Origin of the sequence: Desulfocicer vacuolatum DSM 3385, from assembly GCF_900176365.1 — a bacterium.
GTDB classification, from domain to species: domain Bacteria; phylum Desulfobacterota; class Desulfobacteria; order Desulfobacterales; family Desulfobacteraceae; genus Desulfocicer; species Desulfocicer vacuolatum.
Genome location: NZ_FWXY01000003.1, coordinates 19,371 through 36,497 on the forward strand (window position 1 = coordinate 19,371; position 17,127 = coordinate 36,497).

13 protein-coding genes and 1 pseudogene are annotated in these 17,127 nt (G+C 48.9%); 4 read left to right on the forward strand and 10 right to left on the reverse strand.

Annotation, left to right across the window (positions count from 1 at the left end; translation table 11 throughout):
• Window positions 1-20: 20 nt before the first annotated feature.
• The 5 genes from B9A32_RS03470 to B9A32_RS03490 form a co-directional block, all read right to left on the reverse strand.
• Window positions 21-713, reverse strand: coding sequence for an ABC transporter ATP-binding protein (locus B9A32_RS03470; protein WP_084066999.1), 693 nt, complete (start codon window positions 711-713; stop codon window positions 21-23).
• Window positions 706-1,929 (reverse strand): lipoprotein-releasing ABC transporter permease subunit, encoded by a 1,224-nt coding sequence (locus B9A32_RS03475; RefSeq protein WP_084067000.1) that lies wholly within the window; start codon window positions 1,927-1,929, stop codon window positions 706-708. Before B9A32_RS03475 ends, B9A32_RS03470 begins: the two co-directional genes overlap by 8 nt.
• A gap of 6 nt (window positions 1,930-1,935) precedes the next feature.
• Entirely contained in the window at window positions 1,936-3,414 is a 1,479-nt protein-coding gene (gene lysS / locus B9A32_RS03480) for a lysine--tRNA ligase (protein ID WP_084067001.1), read from the reverse strand.
• Window positions 3,415-3,484: 70 nt separating this feature from the next.
• Entirely contained in the window at window positions 3,485-4,798 is a 1,314-nt protein-coding gene (locus tag B9A32_RS03485) for a two-component system sensor histidine kinase NtrB (protein WP_084067002.1), read from the reverse strand.
• Between the two features lie 6 nt (window positions 4,799-4,804).
• Window positions 4,805-6,013 (reverse strand): type II secretion system F family protein, encoded by a 1,209-nt coding sequence (locus tag B9A32_RS03490; protein WP_084067003.1) that lies wholly within the window; start codon window positions 6,011-6,013, stop codon window positions 4,805-4,807.
• A 427-nt stretch (window positions 6,014-6,440) separates the two neighbouring features.
• On the opposite strand from B9A32_RS03490, the gene B9A32_RS03500 reads away from it, so the two are divergent.
• Both B9A32_RS03500 and B9A32_RS03505 read left to right on the forward strand, forming a co-directional pair.
• On the forward strand, window positions 6,441-9,134 hold the full coding sequence (locus B9A32_RS03500) for a CBS domain-containing protein (RefSeq protein ID WP_232367026.1): 2,694 nt from the start codon (window positions 6,441-6,443) through the stop codon (window positions 9,132-9,134).
• A gap of 137 nt (window positions 9,135-9,271) precedes the next feature.
• Window positions 9,272-10,279 (forward strand): tryptophan--tRNA ligase, encoded by a 1,008-nt coding sequence (locus B9A32_RS03505; RefSeq protein ID WP_084067005.1) that lies wholly within the window; start codon window positions 9,272-9,274, stop codon window positions 10,277-10,279.
• Between the two features lie 59 nt (window positions 10,280-10,338).
• Here B9A32_RS03505 and B9A32_RS03510 read toward each other — a convergent pair whose 3' ends face one another.
• Both B9A32_RS03510 and argJ read right to left on the reverse strand, forming a co-directional pair.
• Complete coding sequence (locus B9A32_RS03510; RefSeq protein ID WP_332308490.1) at window positions 10,339-11,058, reverse strand: pseudouridine synthase; 720 nt, start codon at window positions 11,056-11,058, stop codon at window positions 10,339-10,341.
• Window positions 11,055-12,224: a bifunctional glutamate N-acetyltransferase/amino-acid acetyltransferase ArgJ gene (gene argJ / locus B9A32_RS03515; RefSeq protein WP_084067006.1), complete on the reverse strand. Its 1,170-nt coding sequence runs from the start codon at window positions 12,222-12,224 to the stop codon at window positions 11,055-11,057. Before argJ ends, B9A32_RS03510 begins: the two co-directional genes overlap by 4 nt.
• A gap of 204 nt (window positions 12,225-12,428) precedes the next feature.
• Here argJ and B9A32_RS22495 point away from each other — a divergent pair.
• Both B9A32_RS22495 and truA read left to right on the forward strand, forming a co-directional pair.
• Window positions 12,429-12,536 (forward strand): annotated as a pseudogene (locus B9A32_RS22495) (dual CXXC motif small (seleno)protein); the annotation flags it as partial.
• 48 nt (window positions 12,537-12,584) lie between these two features.
• A complete protein-coding gene (truA, locus tag B9A32_RS03520; protein WP_084067007.1) occupies window positions 12,585-13,385 on the forward strand; it encodes a tRNA pseudouridine(38-40) synthase TruA in 801 nt (266 codons plus the stop codon).
• On the opposite strand, the gene B9A32_RS03525 is transcribed toward truA, so the two are convergent.
• The 3 genes from B9A32_RS03525 to B9A32_RS03535 form a co-directional block, all read right to left on the reverse strand.
• Window positions 13,324-15,147, reverse strand: a complete 1,824-nt coding sequence (locus B9A32_RS03525; RefSeq protein WP_084067008.1) for a chloride channel protein — start codon at window positions 15,145-15,147, stop codon at window positions 13,324-13,326. The two genes, truA and B9A32_RS03525, sit on opposite strands and share 62 nt — an antisense overlap.
• A gap of 5 nt (window positions 15,148-15,152) precedes the next feature.
• Window positions 15,153-16,472, reverse strand: a complete 1,320-nt coding sequence (locus tag B9A32_RS03530) for an aminotransferase class I/II-fold pyridoxal phosphate-dependent enzyme (RefSeq protein WP_084067009.1) — start codon at window positions 16,470-16,472, stop codon at window positions 15,153-15,155.
• 252 nt (window positions 16,473-16,724) lie between these two features.
• Window positions 16,725-16,997: a PxxKW family cysteine-rich protein gene (locus B9A32_RS03535; protein ID WP_084067222.1), complete on the reverse strand. Its 273-nt coding sequence runs from the start codon at window positions 16,995-16,997 to the stop codon at window positions 16,725-16,727.
• Between the last annotated feature and the right edge of the window lie 130 nt (window positions 16,998-17,127).

Sequence of the window (17,127 nt, forward strand, 5' to 3'; positions counted from 1 at the left end):
TCACTGTCACAATATTTTTTTCAGGCAGGCACCACCCGGCACTGCCGCAGTGTCACCTGCCGTTGCATTATATCTGCAAGTTCCGGATTGTGGGTGACAACAATCAGGGTCATGCCAAGCTCTTTATTTAACTCCAGAAGCAGTTGATGCACCGCCCTTGAGTTTTTTTTATCCAGGTTTCCGGTGGGTTCGTCTGCCAGCAGAAGAGAAGGGCTTGTCACCAGTGCCCGGGCAATGGCCACCCGTTGCTGTTCTCCTCCGGACAAATCCTCCACCCGATGGGCCAGGCGATGGCCCAACCCCACCCGATCTAACATCTCCGTGGCCATGGAAGTGGCTTTTTCAGAAGATTTTTCGTCAATGAGGCAGGGAATCATCACATTTTCCAAGGTTGTAAACCCCTGGAGTAAATGGTGGAACTGGAAAACAAAACCAATGGTTCGATTTCGAAACCTGGCAAGGGCTCTTTCATCCAGTGTCAATACATCGTTCCCCCAAAAACGGATACTGCCGGTGTCAGGGCGATCAAGGGTCCCCACAAGGTGAAGCAAGGTGGATTTTCCGATTCCGGAAGCCCCCACAACGGCCATACTCTCCCCCTGGCAGATGTCAAAATCAACATCCTTTAAAATATCAATGGTGGCATCGGCGGTTTTAAATGCCTTTGACATCCCTTGAAGGGAAACCAGGATATTGTCCTTGATCTCACCCATATCGAAGGGCCTCCACAGGGTCCATGGCCGCTGCCCTGCGGCAGGGGTACAGGGTGGAAAGCAGACACAGCAGCATGGAGGAGATGGCGATCATCATCACATCAAGGTACTCCAGCTGTACGGGCAGGGTGGAAAAAGGATAGGCCGAGGGCAGGGTTATAAATTGATATTTTTTCAGCACCACACAGATAAAAACCCCCAGAAAGGTGCCAAGGGCTGTGCCGGTTACTCCTACGATCATTCCCTGGAAAATAAATATTTTCCGAATCATGGCACTGGTGGCTCCCATTGCTTTTAAAATGGCAATGTCCCGGGTCTTCTCCATGACCATCATAATCAATGCACTGGTGATGTTAAATGCCGCCACAAGAACAATGAGGGTCAAAATAATGAACATGGCGGTTTTTTCAAGTTTAAGGGCAGAAAAAAGGCTCTGGTTCATCTCCATCCAGTCCCGGGCATAATAGGATGTGCCCAGATTTTTCATAATATCACCTTTAATGCGCCCTGCGGAAAACACATCCGCCACCCACACCCCCAGGGCAGAGATACGATTTTTTGAGCCCAAAAGCTTACGTGCCTCATCAAGGTGAACCCAGGCAAGGGAGCTGTCATATTCATACATCCCCGATTCAAATACGCCTGTGACCTGAAACCGTTTAAGAGAAGGCATATATCCCACAGGAGATATCATCCCCCCCGGAGACATCAGAATCAGAGTATCCCCCACAGATGTGCCAATGTTTTTTGCCAGTTCCCGGCCCACTACAATGCCCGGCAACACCCCATTGGGCTGGGACACCGTGAGCCTGTTTTCCATCTGTGCCCGGGAATATCCCTTGATGGGGCTCACCTGACCATGGGGGTCAACACCCCGGATCACGGCACCGGAAAGCCCCACAGATGTTTTAATCATGGTCTGGGTAAACACCATGGACGACACCGATGTCACGCCTTGGGTGCCCCGGATACTTTTTTCAATGTCATCAATTCCCCGGTATTGACCCGAGGCATCCATGACAAGGAGATGGGGCTCCACCCCCAGTATCCGGTTACGAAACTCAGTCTCTGCGCCACTCATCACCGCAATGACAATAACCAGAGCCATCACACCAAGGGTGACCCCGGCAATGGACAAAAGGGTGATCAAGGAGATAAAACCTTCCTTGCGTTTTGCTTTGAGATACCGCCTGGCGATAAAGGTTTCAAGGGACATTATGGATCAGGCGTTCTTTTTCATGTGGGGGAACAAAATCACCTCACGGATGGAAGGAGAATCGGTCAGGAGCATCACCAGGCGGTCAATGCCGATGCCCTGCCCCGCTGTGGGGGGCATCCCGTACTCCAGGGCCTCCACATAATCGGCATCCATGATGTGGGCTTCACTGTCTCCGTCTTCCCGCTGGGATACCTGCCCCAGAAAACGTTCATATTGATCAACAGGGTCATTGATCTCGGAAAAGCCGTTAGCAATTTCCCTGCCCGCAATGAACAACTCAAATCGATCGGTGAGTTCCGGATCAATTTCACTTTTCCTGGACAAGGGAGAAACCTCCACGGGATATCCGGTGATAAAGGTGGGTTGAATGAGTTTGGGCTCCACCAGGGTATCAAAAAGTTTGGTTAAAATCTTACCGGTACGTTCTTTCTTTGTCACCTTGATACCGTTTTCTTCCGCATAGGTCAGCATGGCCTGGGGATCATCAAGAATGGCTCGGTCAAGCCCGCCGATTTCCACCAGGGAATCCATCATGCTGATCCGTTTCCACTTGCCGCCAAAGGTAATGGTTTCCCCCTGGTAGGTAATGGTGTCAGAGCCGGTGACTTCCCTTGCAATGTGACTGAACATCTCTTCGGTGAGATCCATCAGGTCTTCATAATTGGCATAGGCCTGGTAAAATTCCACCATGGTGAATTCGGGGTTGTGCCGGGTGGAAACGCCTTCATTGCGAAAATTACGATTAATCTCAAAAACCTTTTCAAAGCCCCCCACCACCAGCCGTTTCAAATAAAGCTCCGGGGCGATGCGAAGGTAAAGTTCCATGCCAAGGGCGTTGTGCCAGGTCTTAAAAGGGGTGGCTTCCGCACCGCCGGGAAGGGGTTGCATCATGGGGGTTTCCACTTCCATGAAATCCCTTTTTTCAAAAAATCGACGCATGATACTCACGGTTTTACTGCGCTTTACAAAAATATCCCTGGCTTCATTGTTCATAATCAGATCAAGATAACGCTGGCGATAGCGTTTTTCAGGATCTTTAATGCCGTGGAATTTTTCAGGAAGGGGGCGAACAGATTTTGACAACAGTCGAAGTTCCTGGGCAAGCAGGGTCCATTCCCCGGTTCGGGTCTGGAAAAGAACGCCTTTAAGTCCCACAAAATCACCGATGTCCAGTTTTTTAAACAAAGAATATGTATCATTCCCAACTTTATTTTTCTGAACATAGGCCTGGAGCTGGCCGGTTCTGTCTTTAAAGCGGATAAATGCTGATTTTCCAAAACTGTTCACCGCCATCATTCGCCCGGCCACGGCAAACTGTCGGCCATCTTCACCCAGTGTTTCCGGTGCGGTTTCTGTTATAGCCTTGAGGGCCTCAATGGTATCAGAAACCCTGAAATCATTGGGATATAAAGGAATCCCGGCATCTGCCAGCTCCTGATTTTTCTCTTTTCTTACCTTGAGCAGTGTACTTGATTCTTCCATGTTGTATTATATTTCCCATCTTCAATTCATAATAGGTTAACTGTGAAAAATCTTCATTATTTACTCCATTTTACAATACAGTGTCAAGATTTTGTTTGGGACGCTTCAACCTGAAAATTAGAACAAAGGAGGTTCCTTCCCCGGGTACGCTGGTGACATCCACCATTCCTCCATAGCTCTCCATGATTCTGTGGGTAATGGCAAGACCAAGCCCGGTGCCATTGTTTTTGGTAGTATAAAAAGGATCAAACATCATGGAAAGCACCTCAGGTTCAATGCCACACCCGTCATCCTTGATGCAAAGTTTTACCTTTCCCTGGAGCGGCACTGAAAGATCAATGGCAATAGTCCCGCCGCCATCCATGGATTCAGCGGCATTTTTTAAAAGATTAAACAAAACCTGACGCAGATGCCCCGCATCCATATGGATGTGCACATCACGGGCCACATTCATATCAAACACAATACCATCACCACACACAGGATCTTGACGAAACAATGCCACAGTGTCAATAATGGCTCTATCCAAAAAAATCCGTTTTGCCCCCATGTGATGGGGATTGGCAAAAAGTAGAAAATCGGTCACCAGTTTACTCAATCGATCTGTTTCCCGCAGCACAATCTGCATGAGTTGATAATTGGGCATTCCCGGGGAAAGATCTTCCCTTAGCAATTGAATGGAGCCGGAAATGGATGCCAGGGGATTTTTAATTTCATGGGCAATGCCGGCAGCCAATTCTCCAATGGCCGCCATTTTTTCCACCCGCTTAAGATGTCTTTCCATCACAGCCAGATCATGCCGGGCCCGCCGGGTTTGAACCGCCAGTATCCCCGTGAGAAAGGCCACGGCAAAACAGGCAGACATGATAATGACCATGCGGTATATGATATGGGTCCAGGCATAGGCCGATGCAAGATCCCCTGTGGTACCCAAGGGGACCAATACCCCATAATACTCCAGATCTATCATCAATCCATACTGTACACTGCTCAAGGCGGCCACCACCAGACTGCCTGCCCGATGGAGAATCATGCTCACCCCGATGATGACCAGCAGGTAAAGAAAGGTGAACACACTGGCAAACCCACCGGTTAAAAACAGTATAACGGTCACCGTCACCGTATCAAGAAAAACCTGCCCATAGACAAACCCGCGGGTCTCACCCCAGATATTCAACAATAAAAAATAAAGCACAGAAAGAAAAAAAAGCACCAGGGAAATACCAACTAAAAAAATAAAGGGCCGGGCCGTGAAAGGGATGGATTCACTGGCACAAAAAATTAGAGTGGCCCCCAGAAGCACCCCGGCAAATACCAGCCGGAAAGCAATGAGCCACTTTATCCGCCCCTTTAAATCATCCGGGCCTGGAGGGTGAATTTCCATGAAATCTTACCCGATGGCTGCAGCCATTTTAAAAATGGGAAGATACATGGCAATGACCAGCCCACCAATGACCACCCCCAGAAAAACCATGAGAAAGGGCTCGATCATATCTGTGAGATTGCTCACGGCCTGGTCCACCTCATCATCATAAAAATCTGCAATTTTCTCCAGCATGGTATCCAGAGCACCGGTGGATTCCCCCACGGCAATCATGGAACAAACCATGGAGGGAAACACCCCGCTTTCAAGCAAAGGATCTGCCATGGATCGCCCTTCGGAAATACCCGATTTAACGTCCAGAACGGCAAATTCAACTGTTTTGTTACCCGCTGTCTTGGCGACAATTTCAAGGGCTTCAAGTATTGACACCCCACTTGACATCATGGTCCCCATGGTCCGTGTAAATTTGGCCACTGCCACCTTGCGGATGAGAAGGCCAAACACAGGCAGTTTTAAAAAAAGATCATCCATGAGGATCTGCCCCTTTTGGGTGGCATAAATTCTTTTAATGGCAAACATGGTAAAAAAAATGCCTCCCAGTATATACCAGATCCGCGCGATGACAAATTCACTCAATCCCACCACCATAAGAGTGGGGGCCGGAAGGGCAGACCCAAACCCTTCAAACATCTGGGAAAAAACAGGGATGACAAACACAAGAATAATTCCCACCACCACCACGGCCACAGCCATGGTGATACCGGGATAGGTCATGGCACCCTTTACCTGTTTTTTTAATTTTGCCATTTTTTCCATGTAGGCGGACAGCCTTCTAAGAATAATATCCAGAATACCGCCGGCCTCACCGGCGGCCACCATGTTAACATATAGCTCATTGAACACCTTGGGAAATTTACCAAGGGAATCGGCAAAAGTTTCACCTGTTTCAACGGAGGTTTTAATCTCTTTTAATATTCTTTTAAAAGTGGGGTTTTCCTGCTGGGTCTGGAGGATATCAAGGCATTGAAGAAGGGGAAGCCCTGCATCAATCATGGTGGAAAACTGCCGTGAAAAAATAATCACATCTTTATCTGTCACCTTGGGCTGCAAAAACTCAATATTTTCAAACAAATCCTTGGGTTTTTTCTTGATGGAGGTGGCGGTTATTTTTCTGCGCAAAAGGTTTGCACGAACCTCCTCAACACTTTTTGCTTCCATCTCCCCTTTAATGGTTCTGTTTTTTGGATTTTTACCCTTCCAGAGATAAACAATCATGCTGTTTCCATATCTCCTTTGATATTTTTATATGAAATACTCCGCAAACCGGGGATGTATTTCAAGCTTTGTTGTGGGCAGAGCCGGATCAAAATACGGCCCGCCCGTGGCAGTTATAAAATAATTATTCCACAGGGTGAATGTTCGATTTGGTACTGCAGCAGTATGACCAACGCCCCACATCTGCCTAATCGGGACTGCACCGCATATTAATAACTTAACTTTCGGTGTTCGCATTTCGTGGTGGGGTAAGGATCTCCTTGGTTTTCCCGATTATAAATGATAAGAAGCACACAATCATGGAGTATTCATGGGCATTGGCGTCAAGCCCCACTCCAGATCAGCCACATTGGGAACCGACGCCAACAAAATGGATCTTAAAATTACAATTAAATTTCCCTTTGTCATTGCCAGGAGCATGGACTGATTGAAAAAAGAAAAAAAAATCCAGCCGGAAGCCATCATTACCAGCCATATCAATGCAGACTTTGACGCCATCTCCAGTATGCTGGCAGCCCAAAAACTATATCCGGAAGCGGTGGTCATTTTCCCGGGATCCCAGGAAAAAAATCTCAGGGATTTTTTTGTCAGCACCATGAGCTACCTTTTTAACATGGAAAATCCAAAAAACATAGACTTTTCCCTCATCCGGAAATTGATCGTTGTGGATACCCGCCGGCCCCTTCGCATTCCCGCCGTTGCCAAGCTCCTGGAAAAAGAGGAACTGGAAATCCATATCTATGATCATCACCCGGATAAGGAAGGGGATATCAAGGCAGATATCAGCGTTGTCCAGCCCACCGGTGCCACGGTCACCATATTGACACAGCTGATCCGGGAAAAATCCATTGCTATTTCTCCAGAGGAAGCCACGGTCATGGCCCTTGGCATCTATGAAGACACAGGCTCATTCACCTATACTTCCACCACCGAAGCAGATCTACAGGCAACCGCGTTTCTCCTCTCCTGCGGGGCCAACCTCAACACCATCTCCGATTTTATTTCCAAAGAAATCCGCACGGACCAGGTGGCCTGGCTCAATGAACTGATCAATGAAAAAGTTTCCCACACCATTAACGGGGTGGAAATTCATATTTCCACCATATCCTCTCCAGAATACATACCCGACCTTGCCGCCATTGTACAAATGGTGATGAAAATTGACAATCTGGATGTTTTCTTTGCCATTGTCCTCATGGAAGCCAAGGTAAATGTCATTGCCAGAAGCCGCATCATTGAAGTAAATGTGGGGGAAATTTTATCTGCCTTGGGCGGTGGCGGTCATGCCAGTGCCGCCTCTGCCGGAATACCCGGAAAAACATTGGCCCAGGTGGAACAAGAACTCATTGAACTGTTGAAAAGCCATGTGATGCCCACCCGCATTGCCCAGGAGTTGATGTCCACACCGGCTTTCACCATCAAGGAAAGTGTCACCTGCCGTGATGCAGGCATGATGATGACCCGCTGCAATGTCAATGCGCTTTTGGTTTCATCGGATGATCCCCATGAAATCACGGGATACATCACCCGTCATGTCATTGAAAAAACAGGCTATCACCAGCTGGGTCATCTCCCCGTCAGTGAATATATGTCAACGGAAATTACAACCATTTCCCAGAATGCCGGACTCATGGAAATTGAATCCCGCATCATGGGAGAAAAACAGCGGCTTTTACCTGTAAAGGCAGATTCCAGGGTCATCGGCGTCATCACACGCACCGATCTTTTAAATTATCTGGTGCACCGCAACAAAAATGGCACGGGTTCACACCATGGTCAAAACATCACCCCACAGCACGCCAAACAGCGAAATATCGGCCACCTCATCACAGAACGACTGACTCCGGCCATGGCAGACCTGCTCCGGGAAATCGGCCGGGCCGGCGATGAATTGGGGGTCAATCTGTTTGTGGTGGGGGGATTTGTACGGGATCTGCTGCTTTGCCGTAAAAGCGATGACATTGATGTGGTGGTGGAGGGGGACGGTATTGACTTTGCGAGGCGCTTTATACTTAAAAAAGGTGGACGATGCAACACCCACCGGGAATTTTGCACAGCGGTCATGGTGCTTCCCAACGGTTTTAAAATTGATGTGGCATCTGCCCGAATGGAATATTACACGGCACCTGCGGCACTGCCCACTGTGGAAATGAGTTCCATCCAGCGGGACCTCTTCCGCCGGGATTTCACCATCAACACCCTTGCCGTGGGACTCAACAAAAAAAATTTCGGCACCCTCATTGATTTTTTCGGTGCCCAGCGGGATCTTAAGGACAAAACCATCCGAACCCTGCATAATTTAAGCTTTGTGGAGGACCCCACCCGGGTATTCAGGGCCATTAAATTTGCCAACCGCTTTGATTTCACCATTGGGAAACTCACCCTGAGCCTCATCCGCAATGCCGTAAAATTTGATTTTTTCAGAAAACTCAGTGGAAGGCGGCTCTTTTCAGAGCTGAAACAGATCCTTGAGGAAGAAAACCCCATCCCCGCCATTGAAAGTCTGAGAAACTACCACCTGGAAAAAGTGATTCATCCAGATCTGATCATGGATGACAGCATCATAGAAACCCTTGGCGCTGCCCAAAAGGCCGTGTCATGGCATGATCTTCTTTATTTGAACACACCATGTATGAACTGGTCCATCTACTTCATGGTGATCCTTAAAAAATGTCCATATCAGGTGGTAAAGGAGATTTGCAGTCATCTGAGATTGTCTCCTTCCCAGACAAAGCTGATTTTAAGGGATCGACTCAAGGCTGAAGAACGGTTGTACATACTGGAGAGACGATTTCCCCCCACCAACAGCGGACTCTATGCATTGCTCAATATTTTCAAACCCGAGCATCTGCTCTACATCATGGCATGCACCCGGATTGACCGGGTGAGAAAAGCGGTCTCTTTTTATTACACCCGGCTCAAAGATATAAAGCCCACCATCCAGGGCCGGGACCTCATTGCATTGAATCTTAAGCCGGGGCGGACCTTTCAAGCCATCCTTCAATCTGTGCTGGATGCAAAGCTGGATGGAAAGCTGAAAAATAAAAAAGAAGAAATTGCATTTGTTCAAAAACACCACATGCCCGTGAATCCAGATTCCATGGACAAATCAGTTGATTAACCGCCCTGTTTCTGATAGTCGATGGTGAAGTTTTTCACATGCACGGCTGTAAAAACCGGCTACAACGAAAATTGAAACCCTCATAATTCCAGACTTTTGGACGGGGTTTCATATAAAAAAAACGGAAACAGATATCCATGAAAAATGCAGACCATCTCACCGGTATTACCACCACCGGAACCCCCCATCTGGGTAACTACGTGGGGGCCATCCGCCCCGCCATTGAGTCCAGCCGGGAAGCCAACCGCCAATGCTATTACTTCCTTGCCGACTACCACGCCATTATCAAGTGCCAGGATCCGGCACGCATCCGGCAATCCGCCCTGGAGGTGGCAGCCACCTGGATTGCCCTGGGACTTGACACTGACACCTCCATTTTTTATCGACAGACAGATATTCCTGAAATTCCGGAACTGACCTGGATTCTCACCTGCATGACCGCCAAGGGCCTCATGAACCGTGCCCATGCATACAAGGCAGCCGTGGCAGACAATGAAGCGGCCGGCCGAAAGGATCTGGACAAAGAGATCACCATGGGCCTTTTCAGCTATCCCATTCTCATGGCAGCAGATATCCTCATGTTCAATGCCCGGAAAGTGCCTGTGGGTCGGGATCAGATCCAGCACCTGGAGATGACCCGGGACATTGCCGGACGGTTCAACCACCAGTTTGGGGAGCACTTTATCCTGCCCGAGGCTGTGGTGGATGAAACCACCGCTGTACTGGCCGGTCTTGACGGCAGAAAGATGAGTAAAAGCTATAACAACACCATCCCCTTGTTTGAAACGGAAAAAAAATTAAGAAAACTGATCATGAAGATCAAAACCAACTCCCTTGCACCGGAAGAACCAAAGGACCCGGAGACCTGTACCCTGTTTGCCATTTATAAAGCCTTTGCCACCCGGGAAGAAACTGCGGCCATGGCAGCCAGGTACCGGGAAGGTATCGGCTGGGGTACCATGAAACAGGAACTGTTTGAATACCTCAACGAAGTGTTAAAAGGCCCAAGAGAGATGTACAACGAACTGATTAAATCCCCGGGAGACATTGATGCCGTGCTGAAAAAGGGTGCCATCCGTGCCCGGGAATATTCTGTACCCATGCTGGATAAAATTAAAAAAGCCATTGGCATACAGGCCCTGTAATCCATGGGGACTGCGATCCCTCCAACGTTGGGAGAAACTCAATCGTCGGGGATGGTATTTCAGGTATGGGATTTCCCCGGGGAGGATTGAAGGGATTTAACCTCCCCCGGGGTCAGATGGCGCCATTTGCCAAGGTCAAGATTCCCCAATGTCACCCGGCCCATGCGCACCCGTTTAAGGTGGCTCACCCCATTGCCGGTTTTAGTCACCATGCGCCGGATCTGTCGATTAAGACCCTGCTTTAGCACAATGCCAAAATCGTGGGAACCGGTGCGCCACACCCTGGCCTTTCTGGTTCTTTTTCCATCAAGGACAATGCCCCGGGCCATTTTTTCCAGGGCCCCCCGGCTCACAGGTTTAACCGTTGTGACAGCATACTCCTTTTCATGGTTAAATGAGGGATGGGACAATCGGTTATGGAGTTCACCATCATCGGTGAGAAGAAGCAGTCCGCAGGAATCCTTATCCAGGCGTCCCACAGGATAAATGCGCTGGGGAACATTGACCAGATCAAGGATAATGGATTCCCTGCCCTGGCGGACACAGGAGGAGACCACCCCCACAGGCTTATTCAAGGCAATATAAGTCAAGGCTTTATCCTGTGCCATCTCCACGGCCGTTCCATCAAAAGAGACAAGGTCCACCCCCGGCACCACCTTGGTTCCCGGGGTTGTCACCACAATTCCATTGACCGTTACCCGGCCCTGGGAGATAAAAACCTCCCCCTGTCGCCGGGAACAAACCCCGGCCTGGGACAAAAATTTCTGAAGCCTCATCATGAACGATAGTCCGCATTGATCTTAACGTAGTTTTCAGAAAAATCACAAAACATGAAAAAATCACTGTGATCTCCCAGATTAAGATCCAGAATGATCTCAAGTTCATCGGCTTTCATTTCCCGGGCCGCCTCTTTTTCAGCATCCACGCCCTGCCACTCCCCCTTCATTACCAAGGCAACCTCCCCAAAATATAGATCCATCTTATCAGGGTCCACCATGGCCCCGGAACGGCCGGCAGCTGCGGTGATGCGTCCCCAGTTGGGGTCTTCACCGTAAAGGGCGGTCTTCACAAGATTGGAATGGGCAATGGCCTCGGCTGCTAAGAATGCGTCATGGGCAGAAGCCGCTCCCCGGACCGTAATGCGGGCAATCTTGGTGGCCCCTTCACCGTCCCGGACAATCATTTTTGAAAGCTCAAGCAAAATTTCATCCATCACCTGCTGAAACTCCAGGGCATCATCACTATCCTCCAGAACCGCCCCGGACATACCGTTGGCCATGGCAATGACCATGTCATTGGTGCTGGTATCCCCATCCACGGAAATACGGTTAAAAGAGGTATCACACGCCTTTTGAAGGGCGGTTTTTAAAAGGGTGGAAGAGATATCCAGATCAGTGCACACAAAGGCCAACATGGTTGCCATGTTGGGGCGGATCATGCCCGATCCCTTGGCAAAACCGCACACGGAAAAAGTTTTACCTTTGACGGTGCAGGTTTTACTCACTATTTTTTTTGCAAGATCTGTGGTGAGAATGGCCTGGGCAAAATCATCGGCCTTGTCCCATGCCATGTCCCCCACCACAAGGGGGATTCCCGTGTGTATTTTTTCCATGGGAAGGGGGGCACCAATTACTCCGGTGGAAGATACCAGCACCAGGTCCTCGGGAATATTGAGTGCTTCTGCAGCCACACAGGCGGTTTCCACCGCATCTTTATATCCCTGCTCTCCGGTGAAGCAGTTGGCATTGCCCGAATTTACCACCACCGCCTGACAAATACCGGGAACAATGCGCTCCCGTCCCAGAATCACCGGCGCTGCCACCACCTTGTTGGTGGTAAAAAGTGCCGCAGCAGAAGCAGGCCTTTGTGAATAAATGATGCCAAGATCCTTGTTTCCGTTGGTTTTTATGCCCGCAGCAATACCGTTAAATTGAAATCCCTTCATTGTATTTTAATCCCCCTGTTTGACTTTTATGGACGGCGTATTATCGTAATTCGGTGAGTCTGTTTATTCAGCCCATGGTAATTTTAGACCCCTTTTAACAGAAAAACAGCCATAAGGAAATATGGAAATATGGAACATTTTACAGTGAACTGCCCCCATTGCGACGGTGGACTGATCTTGAGACGCACCTGAACACGGGTTTATTTATGCTGCAGGTCCTGCGGCAAAGAGTATCCCCAGGAAAAATATAAAACGCTCATGGATGACTATTTTGAAGCCATGCTGGCCAATGTGCCCTGCAACAGACTATAATCCTTCCATGCCGGGCTGTTGGCACAAACAGCATTACATCAAAATCCCATGACACACTCCCGGAAAAATTTCAAAATCACCATTGAATATGACGGTACCCCCTATGCAGGATGGCAGATCCAACCCCGGCAATCAACCATCCAGGGGGAAATAGAAAAAGTTCTTTCCATCATTTTAAACCAACCCGTCACCCTCACAGGATCGGGCCGCACCGATGCCGGGGTCCATGCCATGGGACAAACCGCCAATTTTCATGCCGCAACGTCCATGACCTGCCCCCCCTTGAAGCGGGGAATGAACAGTATGCTCAAGGGCCCCATAGTCATCCGGGAAATTGAGGAGGTGCCGGACCATTTCCATGCCAGATACCATGCCATATCCAAGGAATATCATTACCATATATTGAACCGCCCGGAACCCTGTGCCGTGGGCAGAAACTACCGATGGCACATCCCCCTTCCCCTGGACGTAACTGCCATGAACCACTGCTGCAGCCTGATCCGGGGTGAACATGATTTTAAATCCTTTGAAGGGGCAGGAAGCCCCAGATCCCACACGGTCAGACATATCTATGATGCAGTGGTGGAACCCCTGGAAAATCAGAACATGGAAAGGCTTGTTTTTAAGGTAAAAGGAAATGGTTTTCTAAGATTCATGGTGAGAAATATCGTGGGGACCCTGGTCCAGGCCGGACTGTCAAAACTGACACCAAAGGAGTTTCACACCATTTTACTGGCCCGGGATCGACAAAGGGCCGCAGCAACAGCGCCGGCCCGGGGACTTTTTCTCATGAGGGTGGACTATCCTTTGGTTCCCGCATTTTTTGAACCACCCGATTGTAGTGATTGATCACGTCCCGGCGGTATAAAAGCCCCACAAACACACCATGGTCATCCACCTCCACCACAGGCAGGGCATCAATGTTTTTCCGGGTCAATTTTAAAAGCACGGTGTTAAGATCCTCCAAAGGAGTGGTGACAATGATGTCAGACACCATGATATCACGCATCACCACCAGATCCTCCAGATGGATGGTGAAAATCACCTCCCGGATATCAGTGCTGGAAAAGATACCGCAAAAACGGTTCTCACGGTTCATCACCGGAAAATAATGCTGTTTAGTGGCGGAAAAGATCTTTTTAAATTGAGAAAAGGCCATGTCTTCGCGGACATGGGAAACATTTTTCACCAGATGCATGAGATCGCCCACCTTCATGGTCTGGAGAATATCCATCATGAACTCCCCGGCATGGGCCGGTGAATCCACCCGGTTTTTCACCTGCTTTTCATAGATGGTCCAGCGCTGGGCAATGAGATAGCAGATGGAGCAAACCAAAAGACTTGGCAGCAGCAAGTGGTAGGAGTTGGTCATTTCACTGACAAAAATAATGGTGGAAATGGGCGTATTGGACACGGCGGTGAAAAAGCCTGCCATTCCCACAATCACAAAGGTTCCAGGCGCTGTCACCACCCCTGGAATGATCATGTGAAACAATTTCCCCACCACTCCGCCCATGGCACCGCCAATGACAACCGATGGACCAAACACCCCCCCGCTGCCACCGGAACCGATGGAAAAAGAAGTGGTCAAAATCTTACCCACGGCCAGGGCAAACAAAATGGAAATGGAGACTTCATTAAAGATGGCCTTCTGGGCAAGCCCATATCCAAAGGCCAGGGTATAGGGAAGAAAAAAACCGATGATACCGGTTATGAGGCCGCCAATGGCGGGCTTAATGTGATTGGGAATGCGAAATCGCCGGAAAAGACGGGTGACCCCATAAAAGGTCTTGACATAGAAAATGGACGTGAGAACAAGGACCACAGCCAGTACCACATAGGGTCCAAGTTCCAGGGGATTTTGAAATTTAAAACCCGGGGAATCAAACAGCGATCCCCAGCCAAACACCAGGCAAAATATGCAATAGGCCACCACAGAGGAAATACCTGCGGGAATAATCACATCAGATTCAAATTCCGGATCCCGGTACAGCACCTCTGCGGCAAACAATGCCCCGGCCAGGGGGGCCCGGAAAATACTTCCCACACCCGCCCCCACCCCGGCGGCCATCATGATACGGCGCTCCCGGTCGGACAAATTCATTTTTGTGGCCAGAAAAGAACCAAATCCGGCACCAATCTGTGCAATGGGGCCTTCTCTTCCGCCGGACCCCCCGGTGGTTAAGGTGATGGCAGAGGTAATGGTCTTGATGATGGGCACCCTGCCACGGATATAACCGCCCTTCTGGTGATACGCCTCAATGGCTGCATCTGTGCCGTGCCCTTCCGCCTCCGGGGCAAAGGTGTACACCAGCCAGCCACTGATAAGGCCCCCTGCCGCAGGAAGAAATAAAAGAATCCATCGATTAAAAGGGGTATCTGTGGGAGAAAACAGGTGATGTTCCCCCGCCGGGGTACCCGGACGATATCCGGCCAGGGCATCCAGAAAAAAATGCACGCCCAGCTCGCAGAGATAATGGAACAAAATCGAGCCAAGTCCGGCAATGATCCCAATGAGAACAAAGCGAAAAAGCCACCGCCCGGCATGGGCAATCTCTCCAGAGGAGAACCAGTCTGTCAACCGTGTCAGATACGTCCCTTTTTTATCCATGAGTCTTATTTCAGATCTTTAATTCCCTTCAAAAGAATGTCAAATAACACCTTTACCTCATCTTCTTCCATGCAGGAAAAGGCAACCCTGATATTTCGCTGACCAATGGCGATGAGTCCCACCCCATAGGTATCCAGCAGATGCAGCCGAAGGGTTTCAGCATCCACGTCCTTAAGGCGAACACACATAAAATAACCGGAATTAAAGGGATACACATCCCAGGCATCCCGGTAGACGGGATCCTTTAATACCGATTTAATGGCCTGGGCCCGGGATTTGAGGATATCAAATTTCTCTTTTTTCTCATCACCATATCCCGCAGCTTCCATACCCTTTAAGAGAATGGACTGGCTCAGATGGGAGACATTGGAACTATTGCCCCTGATACAACCGGCTGTTTTCTGTTCCATGGCGGCATAAAGGGGGCCAAGGTCTTGGGACGCCTGTGACGCACAAAAACCATAGGTCACAAAACCGGTGCGAAGCCCCCAGACATAATCTTCCTTTGTGGCTCCGTCCAGTTTAACCGCAGCAATGCGTTCATGGCTACCGGCCAAAAGGGAAAAAATCGATTCCTTCATGGTCTCTTCTTCAAAGAAAAGACCAAAATAAGCATCATCACAGCCCACCACAACGTTGCTGCCTTTTTGGGCAATATCCACAAGGATGGCGGTGATTTTTTCAGCTTCGGCAACGGTGGGGGAATATCCACTGGGATTGTTGGGAAAATTGAGAATGGTGATAATTTTTTTACCGGTGGCGGCCCGATCCCTCACGGCCTTTTCAAAGGCTTCTATATCCAGACCGGTGAGATCGGCATTAAATGTGTTGTAGGTGACCACCCGGGCCTGGTTTCTGACACCAAAGGTCATGTTGTAATTTCCCCACATCATATCAGGTAAAATAACAACATCACCGGGATCCATCCACATGTCGGCAAAGGTACTGACGGCATGGGTGATACCCGAGGTTACCACAGGAAGACTGACGCATTTCCCTTCCAGGGACGAATTTTTTTCAAACAACGATTTCTGCCATTGTTCCCTCAGGGTGGGCAGACCAAATGAAGGGGCATAGGGAAGGAATGCATCGGGTTCCAATCCGCCCACCGGTGAGGTGATGGAAGAAAGGCTCATTACCTTACCCTTTTCTTTGGCAATGCCGATGGTGGCATTTATTTTATGGGCTTTCTGCTTTGCTTCAGCGCTTTGGGTCAATATTCCCCGGGGAAAAAAAAGTTCTTTTCCCATGCGGGACAACATATCATAAACATATGGATTCAACTGTTTGATCACAGCATTGGACTCTTCGGCCAGCACGTTCATGGTATCACATCAATCCTGATTTTTTATAAGAAACTCCCCGCAAATATGGGAAAATTTTCTATCTTTAGTTGTGGGCAGAAATGGATCAGAATAAGATTTGCCCGTGGCAGTTATATACGATCCAAGGTTAATGCGCATATCAAAGAGGGGATATGGCGTAAAAAGGGGAAGGAACATCTCCATTGGCCACGACAGCCCGGAACAAAACTGTCTTGCCGGCTGTCATGCACCAATGGGGTACCGCCATGGAGCCTACCTTCTTTTGGAGGCCTTGATGGGGTTAATCTTCTGTTTTTTGGTTTCCACAACAGTTTTCACATGGGTGGCCATGTTGCAGTTTCCATTTTTCCATTTTAAGGCAGGTTCCGGTGCTGCTGTGCAGTATTTACCGGTTTCATACTCGGAAATCCGCTGGCATCCTTCACACTGTTCCACCACGGGCAGGCATGCCCCGCCATTATATTTACAGCCGCCTTTGGCCATGAAAATACATTCATCACCCTTTCGTACAGTATCACAAATCATTTGTATCAACCCCATATCATTATGGCAAAAAAAAACAATGGAAATCCAACTGGATTTCCGCCCTGTAATTAAACACTCAATATTTTTTAAGCAAATCAATATAACATAATTTAAAAATATGTCAACAGAT